This is a genomic window from Nocardiopsis sp. SBT366, from assembly GCF_001083815.1.
Taxonomy (GTDB): Bacteria; Actinomycetota; Actinomycetes; order Streptosporangiales; family Streptosporangiaceae; genus Nocardiopsis; species Nocardiopsis prasina.
In genome coordinates, this window is the sequence record NZ_LAVM01000020.1 from 18,987 (window position 1) to 35,101 (window position 16,115).

14 protein-coding genes are annotated in these 16,115 nt (G+C 71.9%); 4 read left to right on the forward strand and 10 right to left on the reverse strand.

The genetic code is table 11. From position 1 onward, the window contains the following. The first annotated feature begins 131 nt into the window (after positions 1 to 131). On the forward strand, positions 132 to 980 hold the full coding sequence (locus ADX84_RS08330) for a transporter substrate-binding domain-containing protein (protein ID WP_049570069.1): 849 nt from the start codon (positions 132 to 134) through the stop codon (positions 978 to 980). A gap of 43 nt (positions 981 to 1,023) precedes the next feature. Here the strand turns inward: ADX84_RS08330 and ADX84_RS08335 are convergent, their stop codons facing one another. The 6 genes from ADX84_RS08335 to ADX84_RS08360 all read right to left on the reverse strand — a co-directional run bounded on the left by ADX84_RS08335 (position 1,024) and on the right by ADX84_RS08360 (position 8,866). Continuing rightward, positions 1,024 to 2,451: an acyl-CoA synthetase gene (locus ADX84_RS08335; protein WP_049570073.1), complete on the reverse strand. Its 1,428-nt coding sequence runs from the start codon at positions 2,449 to 2,451 to the stop codon at positions 1,024 to 1,026. A 594-nt stretch (positions 2,452 to 3,045) separates the two neighbouring features. Next, positions 3,046 to 3,963, reverse strand: coding sequence for a shikimate dehydrogenase (locus tag ADX84_RS08340; protein ID WP_082206350.1), 918 nt, complete (start codon positions 3,961 to 3,963; stop codon positions 3,046 to 3,048). Further along, on the reverse strand, positions 3,954 to 5,867 hold the full coding sequence (locus ADX84_RS08345) for a sugar phosphate isomerase/epimerase and 4-hydroxyphenylpyruvate domain-containing protein (RefSeq protein WP_049570078.1): 1,914 nt from the start codon (positions 5,865 to 5,867) through the stop codon (positions 3,954 to 3,956). Before ADX84_RS08345 ends, ADX84_RS08340 begins: the two co-directional genes overlap by 10 nt. Positions 5,868 to 5,987: 120 nt before the next feature. After that, positions 5,988 to 6,980, reverse strand: coding sequence for a DctP family TRAP transporter solute-binding subunit (locus ADX84_RS08350; RefSeq protein ID WP_049570081.1), 993 nt, complete (start codon positions 6,978 to 6,980; stop codon positions 5,988 to 5,990). A gap of 75 nt (positions 6,981 to 7,055) precedes the next feature. Continuing rightward, positions 7,056 to 8,330: a TRAP transporter large permease gene (locus ADX84_RS08355; RefSeq protein ID WP_049570085.1), complete on the reverse strand. Its 1,275-nt coding sequence runs from the start codon at positions 8,328 to 8,330 to the stop codon at positions 7,056 to 7,058. Further along, positions 8,327 to 8,866 (reverse strand): TRAP transporter small permease, encoded by a 540-nt coding sequence (locus ADX84_RS08360; protein ID WP_199776517.1) that lies wholly within the window; start codon positions 8,864 to 8,866, stop codon positions 8,327 to 8,329. The genes ADX84_RS08355 and ADX84_RS08360 overlap by 4 nt, the downstream gene beginning before the upstream one ends. Positions 8,867 to 9,017: 151 nt before the next feature. On the opposite strand from ADX84_RS08360, the gene ADX84_RS08365 reads away from it, so the two are divergent. Next, on the forward strand, positions 9,018 to 10,019 hold the full coding sequence (locus ADX84_RS08365; RefSeq protein WP_049570088.1) for a LacI family DNA-binding transcriptional regulator: 1,002 nt from the start codon (positions 9,018 to 9,020) through the stop codon (positions 10,017 to 10,019). 150 nt (positions 10,020 to 10,169) lie between these two features. On the opposite strand, the gene aztD is transcribed toward ADX84_RS08365, so the two are convergent. The 4 genes from aztD to aztB all read right to left on the reverse strand — a co-directional run bounded on the left by aztD (position 10,170) and on the right by aztB (position 14,429). Next, positions 10,170 to 11,357, reverse strand: coding sequence for a zinc metallochaperone AztD (aztD, locus tag ADX84_RS08370; protein ID WP_049570092.1), 1,188 nt, complete (start codon positions 11,355 to 11,357; stop codon positions 10,170 to 10,172). Positions 11,358 to 11,422: 65 nt separating this feature from the next. Then, on the reverse strand, positions 11,423 to 12,340 hold the full coding sequence (gene aztC / locus ADX84_RS08375; protein WP_049570217.1) for a zinc ABC transporter substrate-binding protein AztC: 918 nt from the start codon (positions 12,338 to 12,340) through the stop codon (positions 11,423 to 11,425). Between the two features lie 5 nt (positions 12,341 to 12,345). Beyond that, the gene (locus ADX84_RS08380) at positions 12,346 to 13,530 is read right to left on the reverse strand and encodes an ABC transporter (protein ID WP_049570095.1); all 1,185 of its coding nucleotides are present in this window, start codon (positions 13,528 to 13,530) and stop codon (positions 12,346 to 12,348) included. Further along, positions 13,527 to 14,429: a zinc ABC transporter permease AztB gene (aztB, locus tag ADX84_RS08385; RefSeq protein WP_049570098.1), complete on the reverse strand. Its 903-nt coding sequence runs from the start codon at positions 14,427 to 14,429 to the stop codon at positions 13,527 to 13,529. The genes ADX84_RS08380 and aztB overlap by 4 nt, the downstream gene beginning before the upstream one ends. A 91-nt stretch (positions 14,430 to 14,520) precedes the next feature. On the opposite strand from aztB, the gene aztA reads away from it, so the two are divergent. Then, on the forward strand, positions 14,521 to 15,156 hold the full coding sequence (gene aztA / locus ADX84_RS08390; RefSeq protein WP_049570101.1) for a zinc ABC transporter ATP-binding protein AztA: 636 nt from the start codon (positions 14,521 to 14,523) through the stop codon (positions 15,154 to 15,156). 82 nt (positions 15,157 to 15,238) lie between these two features. Then, positions 15,239 to 16,057 carry an AraC family transcriptional regulator gene (locus ADX84_RS08395; protein ID WP_156208046.1) on the forward strand — a complete coding sequence of 273 codons (819 nt, stop codon included), beginning with the start codon at positions 15,239 to 15,241 and terminating at the stop codon, positions 16,055 to 16,057. Positions 16,058 to 16,115 lie beyond the last annotated feature (58 nt).

Here is a 16,115-nt window from a genome sequence, read left to right on the forward strand (position 1 = left end):
GACGGAACCCCGGAGAACGGCCCCGCCAGGCTCGGCGGGGCCGTTCCCGTTCCCGGGGCCCGGCCGCGGTGCGCGCTGCGGGCCGTGGCTAATATGACCCGGATCACCCACCAGACGCCGGGAGTCCGCACGTGCCAGTAGCGCCAGCCCGACCGCGCACCGTCCTCGCCGCCTCCGCCGCCTCGCTGGCCGTCCTCCTCGCCGCCGGTTGCTCGGGGGCGGACTCCGACGGCTCGGCCCACCCCGAGACCACCACTCTGGAGGGGAGCAGGCTGGACGAGGTCCTGGAACGCGGCTCGCTCAACGTCTGCACGACCGGCGACTACCGGCCCTTCACCTTCCTCGACGCCGACCCGGACGAGTTCACCGGCATCGACGTCGACATGGCGCGCGACCTCGCCGACGAGCTCGGCGTGGAGATCGAGTGGACCCGGACCACCTGGGACGACCTGATGGACGACTTCCTCGCCGGTTGCGACATCGCGGTCGGCGGCATCTCGGTCAGCACCGAGCGCGCACAGCGGGTGTACTTCTCCGCGCCGCTCATGGAGGACGGCAAGACCCCCATCACCCTGTGCGAGAACGTCGACGACTACCGCACCATCGAGCAGATCAACCAGCCCGGGGTGCGTTCGATCATGCCCAGCGGCGGCACCAACCAGGTGTTCGCCGAGGAGCACTACCCGGACGGCGAGCTCGTCACGCACGACAACAACACGATCTTCGACGAGATCGTCGCGGGCAGGGCCGATGTGATGACCACCGACGCCTCCGAGGTGCTGTGGGTGGCCAACGAGTACGAGGAGCTGTGCGCCGTCAACCCCGAGGAGCCCTTCGACTTCTTCGAGAAGGCGTTCATGCTGCCCCGGGGCGACGAGGTGTTCAAGCACTACGTGGACCAGTGGCTGAACATGGCCCTGAACGACGGCACCTACGACCGCATCGTCGAGCCCTGGTTCGGAGAGGACGTCCGACTCTGACCGGGTGACGGGGTCCGGGTCGCGCCGCACCCGGACCCCGTGGTCACACCCCCAGCTTCCGTTTGAGGACCTTGCCCATGTCGTTGCGGGGCAGTGCGTCCACCACGTGCAGGCGGCGGGGGCGCTTGTGCGGGGCCAGCCGCGAGGACACGAGTTCCGCCAGTTCCTCCAGGGTCGGCGGTACCGGGCCGGTCGCGACGATCCAGGCGACCACGCGTTCGCCCAGGTCCGGATCGGGCTCCCCGGTGACGGCCGCCTCCGCCACCCCCGGGTGGTCCAGCAGCGTGTTCTCGATCTCCCCGGCGCCGATCTTGTACCCGCCGCTCTTGACGAGGTCGGTGCTCCGGCGGCCCACCAGCCGCACCCGCCCCTCGGCGTCGCGCACGGCCATGTCGCCGGTCCGGAACCAGGTGCCGTCCATCGCCTCGGCGGTGGCCTCGGGCCGGTTGAGGTAGCCGCTGAACAGGTTCGGGCCGCGCACCTGGACCTCACCGATCTCCTCGGTGCCGAGCCCCAGTTCCGCGCCGTCGTCGTCGACCAGGCGCAGCTCCACCCCGTCCAGCGCGACGCCCACGGTGCCGTGCCCGGACGGGTCCCCCGGACGCACGCTGGTGTTCATGAGGGTCTCGGTCATCCCGTACCGCTCCACCACCCTCTGTCCGGTGGCGGAGGTCAGCCTCTCGTGATCGGGCAGCGGCAGCGCGGCCGAGCCGGAGACGAGCAGCCGCGCCCGGGACAGCCCCTCGGCCAGGGCGGGGTCGTCCTCCACGGCCAGCGCGAGCCGGTGGTACATGGTCGGGACACCGAACACCATGGTCGCCCGCGCCGTGAGGGCCCGGGTGAGCTCCTTGGTGTCGAATCGGCCCAGGTGGATCAGGTCGGCGCCCAGGCGCAGCGGCCCGAGCACGCCCAGGACCAGGCCGTGCACGTGGAACAGGGGCAGGGCGTGCACCAGGACGTCCTCGCCGGTCCAGGCCCAGGTCCGGGCGAGGGAGTCCAGGGTCGCGGCCACCGCGCGCCGGGAGAGGAGCACCCCCTTGGGCGGCCCGGTGGTCCCGGACGTGTAGACGACCAGGGCGGTGGCCTCGTCGTCCACCTCGCGGGCGAACGGAGGCGTGCCGGGGCCGGGGGCGGCGTCCACCTCCAGTCGGGGCAGCGCTCCCAGGGCCTCCGGGGTCCGCTCGCCGGGCGCGTGGAGCAGGAGTTCGGGGGCGCTGTCGTCGATCACGTGCCGCAGCTCCTGGTCGCCGGAGCGCGGGTTCAGCGGGACCACCGGTACCCCGGCCAGGAGCGCGGCGGTCACCGCGACGCAGGTCTCGAGGGTGGGGGTCGCCCACACCGCCACCCGGCCGTCCCGGGGGAGTCGGGCTGCGAGCCGTGACGCCGCTCCGGAGAGCTCCTCGTAGGAGAGCGCGCGTTCGCCGAAGGTCAGGGCGGGGCGGCCGTCTGGCTCGGAGACGTAGGGGAGCACGGGGGCGCCTTTCCGTGAGAAGGGGCTGGCCGGGGGTGCCGGGAGGTAGTCAGCACGAGCGTACGCTCCCTCTCGCGGGGCCCACTCCTGTCCGGAACTGAAGCCTGCCGCAAGAGGCAACACGCTGTGGTGAACTGACAACGAGGATTCGGTTTCCCAGAGGAAGAGGAGCAGGTACGGCGATCTCCAGCACTCCTGGGAACTGGACGTCCACCCCTTCTACCGGGACGGCGCGTTCATCGTCGCCCGGTTCGAGGCCACCCACGAGGGAGTCACCGTCCCCTCCACGACCAACCCCTTCGGTATCGGGTCGTACTTCGAGTTCAGCGCCTTCGACCCCGCCACCGGGACTGTCCACCCCCAGGCCTTCGACGGCAAGGACCCGTCCTTCATCGAGCGGGTGGGATCCTGTGGCCCGCCGCCACCTCCCCCGGGTCCACCCAGTACGGCTACCTCCACCTGACCGCGCCCCCGGTGGAGACCACCGAGCTCACGTTCGACGCGGGGCCGTTCGGGATCCCGATCGAGGAGTGACGGCGGGCCCGGCCCGGGGACCGGTGCCCGGGCCGGGACCGACCGGTCACCGCACCCGTGTCAGCCCCGCGCGACGGCGGCGAAGTGCGCCATCATCCGGTCGTGGTCGGGCACCATGCCCGTGATCAGCTCCAACGCCTGGGCGGCCTGGAACACCGCCATGCCGCCGCCGTCCAGAGTGGCGCACCCGATCCCCTCGGCCTCGGCGAGCAGCGCGGTGCGCAACGGCCGGTAGACCACGTCGGCCACCCACAGGTGCGGGCGCAGGAGCTCCGGGGACACGGGAGGAGCCGGGTGCTGGGCCATCCCGGCCGGGGTCGCGTTCACCAGCCCGTCCGCCCGGGTGAGCAGGCCGCCGACCTCAGAGGGAGGGGCCGCCTCGCAACGATGCCCCGGAAAGCGTTCCGCCAGGTCCCGGACGAGTCCGCTGGCCCGGTCCTGGGCGGTGTCCACCACCGACAGGTCCCGAACACCGGCGGTCATCAGGGCGTGGGCCACCGCCGCACCGGCCCCGCCCGCGCCCAGCAGGACCACCCTCTCCCTCGGCACGGTGGGCAGCCCCAGTTCCAGGGAGCGGGCGAAGGCCGACCAGTCCGTGTTGTGCCCGACCGCGCGTTCACCGTCGAACACCACGGTGTTCACCGCTCCCAGCGCGGCGGCGTCGGGGGTGAGTTCGTCCAGGTGGGGCAGGACCAGCTGCTTGCAGGGGTGGGTGATGTTCAGCCCGTCGAACCCGTAACGCGGGGCCGAGCGCACGAGTTCGCCGACCGACGACGCCGGCAGGTCCCAGGCGTCGAGGTCGATCCTGCGGTAGACCAGGCGGCGCCCGAGTTCGGCGGCCTCCGTCTCGTGCATGGCCGGGGTCAGGGAGGGGCCGATCCCCGAACCGATCAGCCCGACCAGGAAGGAGGGGACGTCCTGGGTGGGGGAGAGCGCTCGAACGCTCCCGCCGTCGCTCGTCCGGCCCGTCACGTCCACTGCTCCGAACGCTGCGCGGCCCGGTGCGCGGCCATCCGCACCGCTGTGTTCGCCGCCCCGTACCCCTCGTACCCGTTCACACGCTGCACGACCTCGAAGAACAACCGGCCGCCCAGCAGGGGTGTGTAGAGGTGCCAGAACTCGCCCGCGCCGTCGGTGTCGTGGAGGATGCCCAGGCCGCGCATGAGCGCGAGCCGGGCCGGTGACAGGTCCGACCTGGCCGCGAGGTCGTCGTAGTGGTTGTCGGGGACCCGGATCGGAGGCTCCCCGGCGGCCACCATCGCACGGGCGACCGCGACGATGTCGTCACAGGCCAGGGCGATGTGCTGCGATCCGCCGGTGGCGTCGGCCTGCGGTCCGCGTCCCAGCACGGACACGTTCAGCGCGATGCGCGGTCCCGACCCCGGGTCCGGCCTGGTCAGGACGCGGCTCCGGACCAGCCCGTCGGGAGAGGACAGATCGGTGTTCTCCGAAGGGGAGAGCCCGAACAGGGTCCGGTAGAACAGCGAGGCCTCGTCGAAGTGGTCGAACGGCTGGTACAGCCCGATGTGGTCGATGCCGGTGAGCGGGGTCGGCGCACCCTCGTTTCGGTCGCCGACCGCGGGCGCGGAGAAGTCCTCCGTCCAGTCCGCCCCGCCGGACGCCTCGGGCGGGCACAGGAAGACGGCGGTCCCGTCGGGCGCGGCGACGGCACGTATCCGCGCCTCCGAGGGGTCACGGCGGCGGGACAGGGCGGGAGCCGAGAGGGCCTCGGCCCTGGCCGCCGCCCGGGCCGGATCGGGGACCTCGACGCCGAGCGCCGTCACGGCGGCGTCGCCGGTCCAGGTGTGTCCGAGCCGGGGGTCGGCGGAGTTGAGCAGGATCCGCGTGTGGCCGTGCTCCCACAGCTCGACGGGTTTGGACCGGTGGTCGCGGGTGTGCGCGAACCCCAGCGCCGACAGCACGGAGCGGGTACGCCCTGCGGCCGGATCAGCGGCCGCGATCTCGACGAACGCCAGGTCCTCGGGTGGCACGAGGTCCGGGAGCCGGGTCAGGTGAACGGCGCCGTCGCGGTGCCGGTCCGTGAGCTGCCCGGGGTCGACGGGCTCCCGTGTCCGGGCCACCGTGTCCTCCAGGGCGGACAGCGAACGCAGGGCGTCCGCTGCCGTCCGGTCCGGGTCGGAGGCGCGGAAGACGTCGTTGAACACCTCCAGGGACAGCGGTCCCCGGTAGCCCGCGGCGATCACGTGGCCGGTGAACGCCGCCAGGTCGAAGCCGCCCTGCCCGGGGAAACAGCGGTGGTGGCGGCTCCACTGGAGCACGTCCATGTCCATGGGCGGAGCGTCGGCCAGCTGGAGGAAGAGGATCTTCTCCGAGGGGATGTCCCGGATGCCCGAGGGGTCGTCACCCCTGGAGAGGATGTGGAAGCTGTCCAGGCACAGGCCGAGTGAGGGGTGGTCGGCCGCCTCGACGATCCGCCACGAGTGCTCGTAGGTCGAGACGCGCCGCCCCCAGGCGAGCGCCTCGTAGGCGACGCGCACCCCGTAGGGCTCGGCGGTCTCGGCCAGCGCACGCAGCTGGGCGGCGGCCAGAGCGTCGTCGTCGATCGCCGAGGCGGTCGCGTTGGAGCAGACCAGCAGGGTGTCCACCCCGAGTTCGACCATCAGCGCGAACTTGGCCTCCGCGCGCCTCAGGTTGGCCGCCAGCCGGGTGTCGTCCACGCCCTCGAAGTCGCGGAAGGGCTGGTAGAGGTCGATGGTCAGGCCGAGTTCCCCGGCAAGGGCGCGGATCTCGCGGGGGGCCAGGGGGGAGGCGAGGAGGTCGTTCTCGAAGATCTCCACGCCGTCGAAGCCGACCTTGGCGGCCGCGCTCAGTTTCTCTTCCAGGGTTCCGCTGAGGGAGACCGTGGCGATGGATCGCCGCATGTCCTTCAGGCTCCGTTTCCGTTCGCGGGGCGGGGTGTGCTCACGCCGCACCGGTGTCGGGCCGGTGCGGAGGTGGAGTGGGACGGGCCGGTGGTGTTGCGCGGCCACCGGCCCGTGCGGTCAGGCGGACTCGCGGAAGGCCTCGTAGAGCTCCAGCTCCTCGCCCTCGAGCGTGGACAGGAAGTGCTCGTGGACCTGGGAGCGGAAGGCCTCCACGTCCACGTCGTCGACGACCTCCATGGCGCCGCTGGCCTCCCACTCGGCGATGACCTCGGCCTCCGCCTCCTCGATGCATGCGCGGTTCTCCTCCCGGACCTGGCTGACCGCCTCCTGGAGCACCTCCTGCTGCCCTTCGGAGAGCCGCTCCCAGGTCTGACCGGAGACCACGATCATCTGGGAGCCGATCTGGTGCCCGGTGAGGCTGACATGGGACTGCACCTCGGAGTAGTTGTCGGCGGCGACGGTCGCGATCGGGTTCTCCTGGCCGTCGACGGTTCCCTGCTGGAGGGCCATGTAGACCTCCTCGAAGGCGACCGTGGTGGGGCTGGCGCCCATCGCCGCGGCGTTGGCGAGGTAGATGGGGGAGTCGGGGAACCTCATCCGCAGCCCGGAGAGGTCGGCGGGAGTGCGGATCGGCTGGTTGGCGGTGAAGTGCCGGTTCCCGAAGTACCAGACGTCGAGGATCTTCGCCCCGGTGGCCTCCTCGAACCCCTCCTTCGTGGCCTCGGCGGCCTCCGAGTCGAAGAAGGAGAACATGTGGTCGGCGTCGTCGAAGGCGTACGCGGCGTCGAAGACCCCGATCGGCTGGTGGGCGGAACCCAGCGCCGCCGAGCCCTGGACGTCCATGTCGATGTCGCCGGACATCACCGACGCGAAGGTCTCGGTGTTGTCGCCGAGTTGGCTCCCGGGGAAGGTGTCCACGCGAAAGCCCGCGTCGGCGTCGGCCACGTGCTCGGCCACCAGGTCGATGCCGCAGCGGGTGTGCGGGTGGTCCTCCGTGTAGCTGTTGGAGAAGGTCAGGACGGGGCCGTCGGTGTCGTCGCCCGCACCGCAGGCGGTGAGGACGAGGGCGGCCGCTGGCAGGAGCGCGGCGACGCGGAGACCGGTGTTCATGGTGGGGCCTTTCGGTGGGGCGCGGGGAGTGGGTGGGGTCGGGGAGTTGCGGGCGGCGGTCTCGGTGGACGGTCGCTACAGGCCGAGCTGGCCAGGCAGGAAGAGGACGAGTTCGGGGGCCACGGTGAGCAGCCCCAGCACCGCCAGGAGGGGGATCAGGAACGGCGCCGTGCCTCGGAACACCTCGTGCATGGGCGTGCGTGTGGCCGAACCCAGGACGAAGAGGACACCGCCGATGGGTGGCGTGAGCAGCCCGATCATCAGGTTCACGATGGCGATCACACCGAAGTGGACCGGGTCGACGCCGAACTGCACGGCGATTGGCAGGAGGACCGGCACCGTGATGACCAGGGCCGCGATGGGCTCCAGGATGGTGCCGATCAGGATGAGCGCCACGTTCACCAGCAGCAGGAACACGACGGGGCTGTCGGTGAAGCCGAGCAGGAACGAGGCGATGTCCTGCGGCACCCGCTCGCGGGCCAGCACCCAGCCCAGAAGCCCCGACGCGGCGAGGATCAGGGTGATCGACGCCGCCGTGGTGGCGGTCTCGACGGCGATGCTCCACAGGGAGCGCAGGGTCAGGCGCCGGTAGCAGAATCCGAGCACGAGGACGTAGGCGACGCCGACGGCGGCCGCCTCGGTCGGTGTGAACAGACCGCTGAGGATGCCCCCGAGCAGCAGCACCGGTGCCCCCAGGGGGCCGACGACGCGCAGGGCGGCGGACCGGAACTCGCCGGGTGCCGAGCGCCGTCCGGCGAGCTGGGGCTGCTTGCGGCTCCACACGAAGACGTACAGTGCGAGGCCGCCCGCGATCAGCAGGGCCGGGATCACGGCGGCGGCGAACAGCGCGGCCGTGGAGACCGCCGCCACCGAGGCGTAGACGATCGCGGGGATGCTCGGCGGCATCACCGGGCTGATCAGGCTGGAGGAGGCGGTCAGTCCCAGGGCGAAACGCCGGGGGTACCCCCGGCTGGTCATGGCCGGGACGAGCATCTTGCCCATACCCGCGACGTCGGCCAGGGCGGTGCCGCTGATCCACGAGAAACCGACGCTGACGCCGATGTTCACGTAGCCCAGACTGGCGCGCACCCGGCCGAACAGCACCTGGGCGAAGGCGAAGATGCGGTCCGCGATCCCCGTGTGGTTGGCGACCACACCCAGCAGGATGAACAACGGGACCGCGAGCAGGGGGAAGCTGTTGACCTCCTGGGCGGCGGTGCGCAGGCTCAGACCCGTCGACTGGTCGGTGACGACCATGTAGAGCAGGGTCGGGCCGAGGATCGCGAAGGCCACGGGGACCCGCAGCAACAGGAGTACGAGAATGCCGGTGACGACCAGCGCGGCGCTCATTCGGCACGCTCCTCGGGGGCGGTTTCCAGGGTCGGGGGTGCGGGAAGCAGGGTGTTGGCCAGGGCACGCAGCGCGGCCAGGGACAGCCCGACCATGGGGATGACGTAGGTCCAGGACAGGGGGACGTTGAGGGCGGGTGTGGTCTGCGGGGAACCGCCGAAGACGAGTTCGGCGGCCTCGAACACGAACCCGACGGCGACCGCCGCGACGACGAGGTTGGCCAGGACCCACACCCCGCGCAGGACCCGGCCGCGGGCCACGTGGTCGACGAGCTTCAGGGTGATGTGCTCGTCCCGGCCCACCAGGTATCCGACCAGGGAGAAGGTCAGCCACACGAGACCGAACCGGGCCAGTTCGCCGGTCCAGACCCAGCCGGAGACCGGCAGGTGGCGCTGGGTCGCCTGGACGAGCATCAGCGTGAAGATCAGGGTGAGCAGGAGGGCGCCGACGACGAGTTCGGCCCTCTCCAGACAGCGGACCACCGTCCGCGCGGGACTCGGTGGCCCGGTGTCGTTCGGTTCGGGGGGTTGGGTCATCCCAGTCGGCTCCAGTCGGGCGGACACGGCTTTGCGCTGATCAGCGGCCGTGGACGTGGTGGGTGTCACACTTTTGTGAACTCTAGGTTTCCGTTCACATCAGTGGCAAGCGATTGCCAAAAGTTGTCACAAACCGGTAGGAAGGGGCGAGATGAACACTCCCAGGCGCACGACCATCTACGACGTCGCGGCTGAGGCGGGTGTGGCCGCCTCCACGGTCTCCCGGACCTTCGGCAACCCCCGCCGGGTGAACGCGACCACGCGCGACCACGTACTGCGGGTCGCCGAACGGCTCGGGTACCGGCCCAACCCCCTGGCCACGGCCCTGCAGTCCGGGCACAAGGCGACCATCGCGATGTTGGTCCCCGACATCACCAACCCGCACTTCTTCGGCACGATCCGGGGCGCGGAACGGCGTGCCAGCGAGGCGGGCGTCACCTTCATCCTTGGCAACACCGAGGAGTCGGCGGCCCACGAACGCAATCAGATCGAACGGCTGGACCACTCGGTGGACGGTTTCGTGCTGGCGGCCAGCCGTATGAGCGACGAGACCACCGTGGGGATCTCCCAGAGCCACAACCTGGCACTGGTCAACCGCGAGGTCGACGGCCTTCCCGGCGTGGTGGTCGACAGCGGCCCGGGGAGCTGGCAGATCGTCGAGCACCTGGCCTCGCTGGGGCACCGGTCGATCGTCTATCTCTCCGGCCCGCACCAGTCCTGGCTCGCCAACCAACGATGGAAGGCGCTGAGGGCGGCAGCGGAACGGCGCGGGCTCTCCGTCGCCCGGCTGGGCCCCTTCCCGCCCAGGGTCAGCGGGGGTGGAGCCGCCGCCGACGCCGCCCTGGTGTCCGGGGCGACCGCGCTGGTGGCCCACAACGACCTGCTCGCCATCGGGGTCCTGCGGCGCCTCTCCGAACGCGGGGTCGCGGTTCCCGGCGAGGTCAGCGTGGTCGGATACGACGACATCTTCGGCGCGGACCTGTGCGTTCCCGCCCTGACCACCCTCGCCGGTCCCGAGGACGAGGCGGGCCGGGTGGCGGTGGAGCTCCTGCTGAGGAAGGGGTCGCTCTCCACCGCGCATCCAGCGCCGCAGCGGGTGGTCCTGCCCACCCACCTGGTGATCCGCGACTCCACCGGCCCCGCCGCTCGCTGACGCCCCGACAGGACGCGCTCGCCCGGACCCACCGACCCCGATCCGAACGTGGAGCCCGGAAAACGGGTCGGCCCGGGGGCCCGCGCCGTCACGCGCGGGCCCCCGGGCCGCGGGGAGCGGCCCCGCCGTGCGGCGGGGCCGAGCAACGCCCTAGTGGGCGACGCCGCTCAGTTCGTTGGGGGCCTCGTCCAGGGTCACCGAGCCGGTGACCTCACCGGAGGCCAGGTCCACCGCGTGCACCTGGTTGGTGGACGGGTCGCTCACGTAGGCGGTGCCACCGCGCACGAACAGCGCGGGCCGGGGGTCCTGCCACTCCAGCGGCTCCTCCCAGGAGTCCATCAGCTCGATGCTCCGGGTGAGCTCGCCCGAGTCGGGGTCGATGTCGTGCAGGGAGCCGTCGGTTCCCAGCACCAGGGCCTCACCGGCCGGGCCTCGGCCCAGGGACCGGAAGGTGTAGCTGGAGGGCAGGTCGACCAGCTCCAGGTCGCCCTCGGCGGTGTCGACCAGGGCGATCGACTCGGGGCGCTCCAGTTCGGCGTCCGGGTCGGTCTTGTAGTCGCCCAGGATGACGGGCGACTCCTCGGAACCGGCCTGGTTGCCGATCCGTCCGTAGTCGTCGGGGCTCTCGACCTTGGTGAACGCGCCGTCCTGGTAGATCAGCACGCCGTCCTGGCATCCGATGGCCACGGCCCCGCCCTGGGCCGCGCTCTCCCCGTGCACGCCCGGGCACTCCTCGCTACGGGCGATCTCCTCGTCGTCGGCGTCCAGGACCAGGGCGCCGACGCGCTCCTCCTCGTTGCCGAGGGTGAGCAGGAGTTCACCCTCGTCCAGCTCGACCGCCACGCCGTGGTGGGCCTCCTCGGCGGTGTGGACGTCGGTCTCCTCCGGCAGGCCCGAGCCCAGCGCGTCGGTGTCGAAGGCCGTGACCTCGCCGGTGCCGTCGGCGAACAGGACGGTCCGGCCGCCGTGGCGCACCACGTGACCAGGGGTGTCGGCCGGGAAGAGGGTGTCGGTGAGCTCCGCTCCGGCCGCGTCCAGGACCTGGAAGCCCTCGGAGGTGGAGACGAACACGTGGCGGTCGTCCCCCGCGGGGTTGACCCGGTTGAAGCCCTCCATCTCGATGTCGGCGACCACTTCGAGGGACTCGCCGTCCAGGACGTACAGTCCGCCGTCGTAGGTGGTGACGAGGGGTTCGGTCGCCACGGCCTCGGCCGGGGTCGCCTCCTCGTCGGTGCTCGCGGCCCCGTCGTCGGAGCCGGTTCCGCAGGCGGTTAGGAGGAGACCGGCGGACAGCAGTGCGGGCAGGGCCGCCGCTCGGGTGGTTCGGTTGGGGCGCATGCTTCTTCTCTCTCAGGGATGGGTGTCGGTACGGGGGGTGACTGGGGGGTGGTCGGAAGGCGGGCTCAGTCGTCGCGGAGCCCGGCGGTGATGGCCTCGGTGTTGGCGCGCATCATCTCCAGGTAGGTCTCGGCGCCCCCGCCCTCCCGGCTCAGGGACTCGGAGTGGAGCGGGATCACCTCGATCTCCACTCCGGTCTCCTCGGCCATGACGGTGGCCAGCCGGTCGGGCTGGGAGGAGTCGGCGAAGACGGCGGAGACACCGGCCTCGGCCACGGCGACGGAGAGGTCCTTGAGGTCGGAGGTGCTGGGCGAGGCCAGTGTGGTCCCGCTGGGGATCACCGCTCCGATGACCTCGAAGCCGTAGCGGTCGGCGAGGTAGCCGAAGACGTGGTGGTTGGTCACGAGTCTGCGGCTCTCGGCGGGCAGGGCGGCGAACTCCTCGCCCATCCACGCGTCGAGCTCGTCCACCTCGGCCGCGTAGGCCTCGGCGTTGGCGCGCACGGTGTCGGCGTCGACCCCGTCGACCTCCTCGATCACGCGTTCCGCGATGAGGTCCACGGCCAGGCCGACCCGAGCCGGGTCGGTCCAGAAGTGCGGGTCGGGCTCGCCCTCGCTCTCGTCCGAGGTGTAGGGCAGCGGATCGACACCCGCGCCCACCTCCAGGGCGGGCACCCCGGCCTCCTCGGCGGCGGCCACGTTGCGGGCGACCCCCTCCTCCAGCCCGAGGCCGTTGTGGACGACGAGGTCGGCGTTCTCCAGGGTCGCGGCCTCGCGTGCGGAGATCGCGAAGGAGTGCGGGTCGGTGTCGGGCGGCATCAGCACGGTGACCGGTGCCTCGTCGCCGACGATCCGCGAGGTGACGTCGCCGAGGATGTTGGTGGTCACCACGATCCCCGTGCCCTCCTCCTCCGAGGAACAGGAGGCCAGGGTCAGGGCGAGCGTGGTGGCCGCGAGGGCGGCGATGGGGCGTCGGGGGAGCATGGCGTTCACCGTCCGGTCTGGATCATCAGGTGCGGCGCGATCCCCGGTTCGAGGGTGCGGGCCACACGCAGGTCGTCGGCGTAGTCGATCTCGTGCACGACCCCGGCGGTGGGGTCGCTGACGTAGGCGCGGGAGGTGTCCGCCAGGAGGGTGGGCGGCAGTTCGGGATCCACGGTGTCCAGCAGGGCGGTGGCCGCCTCCTCCTCCCCGGTACCGGGGTCGAGGGAGTGCAGGGTCCCGTCATCGGTCAGGACCAGGAGCGGTCCCTCCTCGCCGACCGCCGTCGCCGCCACGGCCCCGGGCTGGTCGTGCGAGTGCCACTCGCCGTCGGCCAGGTCCAGGACCCACACGGTGTCGTCGGCGGGAAGCGCGGCGAGGACGGCGGAGCCGGAACGGTGCAGGAAGGGGCCGCTTCGTTCCTCGCCCGGGTGGGGGAGGGTCGCGGCTGTCAGCTCGCCGTCCTCTTCGGTGACGTGGAGAGTGCCCTCGGCACAGCCGACCACCAGACCTCGGCGGGTGACGGCCGCACCGCCCGGTTCGGCGCAGGTCGCCTCCGGGGTCGCCTGCGGGGCTCCTTCGCGGTCGAGTACGCGGACCGTCCCGTCGTCGTCCACGGTGACCAGCGCCCCCTGGTAGGGGAGGACGGTGGACCTCTCGTCGAGCGACACGTCGGCGGTGGCGACCGTCCCGTCCTCCAGTTCCGACCGGTCCAGCAGCAGCGACGCCCCGGGGCCATTGGTGACCGAGGTCAGTGCGGTGTCGGTGACGACGTGCGCGGTGCCGGGGAGCTCCAGGGAACCGACGTGTCCGGAGCCGGTCCGGTAGTAGTGGTTGTGGTCGCCGTGGTCCACGGTCCACACCCCGCTGTCGAAGACCTCGGTGGTCCCGTCATCGGATGAACTCAGGTAGGCGAAGCGCCCGTCTCCCATGACGCCGTCCACCTCGGGGACCTCGCCCAACTCCGTGACCTCCTCGGTGAGCAGGTCCAGGAGCCGCACCTGGCCGGTGTCGGTGTCGGCGACGACCAACCGGAGCTGTGGCTCGGCGGTCTCCTCGGCCCCCTCGACGTACCCGTGGGGTGTCTCCTCCTCGGAGGGCTCGGGTTCGGCGGCGCCGCCGGAGCAGCCACCGGCGAGCAGGGTGACCAGGGCCGCCGCTCCCAGGGCGGCGGTGCGGTGTCGACGGTTCACGGTGTCACCGTTCCTTCCAGGGTGGTGGGCAGGGGCGCGGGGTCGGCGGAGCGCTCCTCGGTCGGGGGGCGTCGCCTGGCGAAGCCGCGTGATCGCACGGCGGAGGCCAGGGCCGAGACGAAGAAGAAGGCGACCGCCGTGGCCGCGATGCTCGCCCCGGCCGCCGTCTCCCAGTGCCAGGAGACGAGCAGTCCGACGTAGGTGGCGACACCGCCCAGCAGCGCGGCGGTGATCATGATCCCCGGGATGCTCCTGGCCCAGAGCAGCGCCGTGGCGGGCGGGGCGATGAGCAGACCGAACACCAGCAGAGTGCCGACCACGTGGAACGAGGCGACCACGGCGAGGGTGACCAGGCCCAACAGGGCGGCGTGCGCGACGCGCGGCGCCAGACCCAGGGTGTGCGCCTTGCGGTGGTCGAAGGCCAGCGCGACGAACGCCCGGTGGCCGACGACCGCGACCACCAGTGCGGCGGCGAGGGAGAGCCCCAGGTGGAGCAGGTCCCGTTCACGCACGCCCAGGACGTCGCCGAAGAGGAACGCGGTGAGGTCGACGGCGAACGACGCCGAGTGCGAGACCAGGATCACGCCCACCGAGAGCATCCCCACGAACAACAGGCCGATGCTCGTGTCCTGCGACAACCGGCGGGAGCGGCTCAGCGCGGTGACCCCGGCGGCCATGGCCCCCGCCGCCAGCGCGGCGCCCACGAACAGGCTCTGCCCGAACAGGGCTGCCAGGGCGACCCCGGGCAGCATGCCGTGCGACATCGCGTCCCCGAGGAAGGCCATGCCCCGCAGGACCACCCAGGTGCCGGCGATCGCGCAGACGGCCGAGACCAGGAGGCCCGCCCAGAGCGCACGCTGGACGAAGGTGACCCCGAAGGGTTCGATCAGTGCTTCCATGATGGGACACTCTACAGCGATAACCATTATCGTTTTCACATCGGGTCGGGTCGGGCTAACCCGGACACACGAGAAGCGGGGGTCACCAGCGATGAGGATCGACAACCTGTACGCGGGCTACGGGGGAACGGACGTCCTCCGGGGGGTCAGCGCCGAGATCCCCGAGGGGGCGGTCACCGCCCTGGTGGGGGCCAACGGTGCGGGCAAGTCCACCCTGCTCGGGGTACTGGCGGGCACGGTCGCGCCCCGGAGCGGAACGGTGGTCCCGGCGGACGCCCGCCGCCCCGCCTTCGTCGTCCAGCGCAGCGCGGTACCGGACGCCCTGCCTCTCACCGTGCGCGCCACGGTGGCCATGGGGCGCTGGGCGCACCGGGGCTGGTGGCGTCCGCTCACCCGCCACGACCGGGCGGTGGTCGACCGCTGCCTGGAGCGCACCGGGGTCGCGGACCTGGCCCACCGGAGGCTGGGAGAGCTCTCCGGAGGCCAACGCCAACGCGCCCTGATCGCCCAGGGGCTGGCGCAGGAGGCCGGGCTGTTGCTGCTGGACGAACCCTCGGCCGGGCTGGACCACCGATCCATGGCCCGGGTTCGTGAACTGGTCTCGGAGGTCGCCTCCGAGGGTGTGACAGTGGTGCACGCCACCCACTTCGCGGAGGAGGCGCGGGACGCCGACCACGTCCTCACCCTCGAAGCGGGCCGCGTGGCCCCGACCGGTACCGCGGTGTGACGCGTCCGACAGGGGGCTGAGGCCGGGCGGCCCCTGGTTTGGTCCTCGCGGGGTGGCCCCGCATAACCTGTGTGACGTGGTCATACAAGACAGGGCGTCGCGCCGTGGGGCGGTGCGCGAGCGTGCGGGCGCGGTGGAGAACCGCAGCCTTCCCTCCTACGGCGCGGGGGAGATCGACGTCCCCTACGTGGTCCATGGCACCGACGAGGTGATCGCGCGCGACACGTACTGGGAGGAGCACTCGCACCCCACGCACGAGCTGCTCTGGAACCTGCGCGGCGCCTCGACGGCAACGACCGGGGCGCGTGTGTGGACCATCACACCGTCGGTCGGCCTGTGGATCCCGGCCGGAACCCCCCACTCCGGGTGGACCCCGGCGGGGACCTGGCACCACGCGGCCCAGTTCAGCGTCCACGCGGTCCCGGCCATCGCGGACACCACCGTCGCGGTGGAGGTCACCCCGCTCCTGCGGCTCCTGCTCGAGCGGCTCAACACCGAGGGGCTGGGTCCTGGGTCACGGGCCAGGACCGAGGCCGTGGTGCTCGACCTGCTGGCCCCGGCCCCGGTCGAGCTGTTGCTGAAGATCCCCGAGTCCCCGCTGCTGGAGCCCATCGTCGCGGCCGTACGCGACGACCCCGCCGACGACACGACCCTGGCTTCCTGGGCCGCGCGGCTCGGCGTGAGCACCCGAACCATCACGCGGGCGTTTCGCGCCCAGACCGGCCTCGGATTCAGCCAGTGGTCGGCCGCCGCGCGCGTGCAGCACGCGATCACTCTGCTCTCCCTGGGTGAGGAGATCGAGGAGGTGGCCGAGAGGGTCGGCTACCACTCGGCGAGCGCGTTCGGCACGGTCTTTCGGAGGGTGACGGGCATGAGTCCCGGGCGGTTCCGCGTCCAGTGACAGCGACGCCGTGTCCGTTTCGCGAGGTTCCTTGTCCCTTTCGAGCGATTGCGAACCA

Coding starts and splice junctions, on each gene's coding strand:
- ADX84_RS08345 (WP_049570078.1), bottom strand. CDS start 5,867: ATGCGGCGATCCATCGCCACGGTCTCCCTCAGCGGAACCCTGGAAGAG.
- ADX84_RS08350 (WP_049570081.1), bottom strand. CDS start 6,980: ATGAACACCGGTCTCCGCGTCGCCGCGCTCCTGCCAGCGGCCGCCCTC.
- ADX84_RS08355 (WP_049570085.1), bottom strand. CDS start 8,330: ATGAGCGCCGCGCTGGTCGTCACCGGCATTCTCGTACTCCTGTTGCTG.
- ADX84_RS08360 (WP_199776517.1), bottom strand. CDS start 8,866: ATGACCCAACCCCCCGAACCGAACGACACCGGGCCACCGAGTCCCGCG.
- ADX84_RS08365 (WP_049570088.1), top strand. CDS start 9,018: ATGAACACTCCCAGGCGCACGACCATCTACGACGTCGCGGCTGAGGCG.
- aztD (WP_049570092.1), bottom strand. CDS start 11,357: ATGCGCCCCAACCGAACCACCCGAGCGGCGGCCCTGCCCGCACTGCTG.
- aztC (WP_049570217.1), bottom strand. CDS start 12,340: ATGCTCCCCCGACGCCCCATCGCCGCCCTCGCGGCCACCACGCTCGCC.
- aztB (WP_049570098.1), bottom strand. CDS start 14,429: ATGGAAGCACTGATCGAACCCTTCGGGGTCACCTTCGTCCAGCGTGCG.
- aztA (WP_049570101.1), top strand. CDS start 14,521: ATGAGGATCGACAACCTGTACGCGGGCTACGGGGGAACGGACGTCCTC.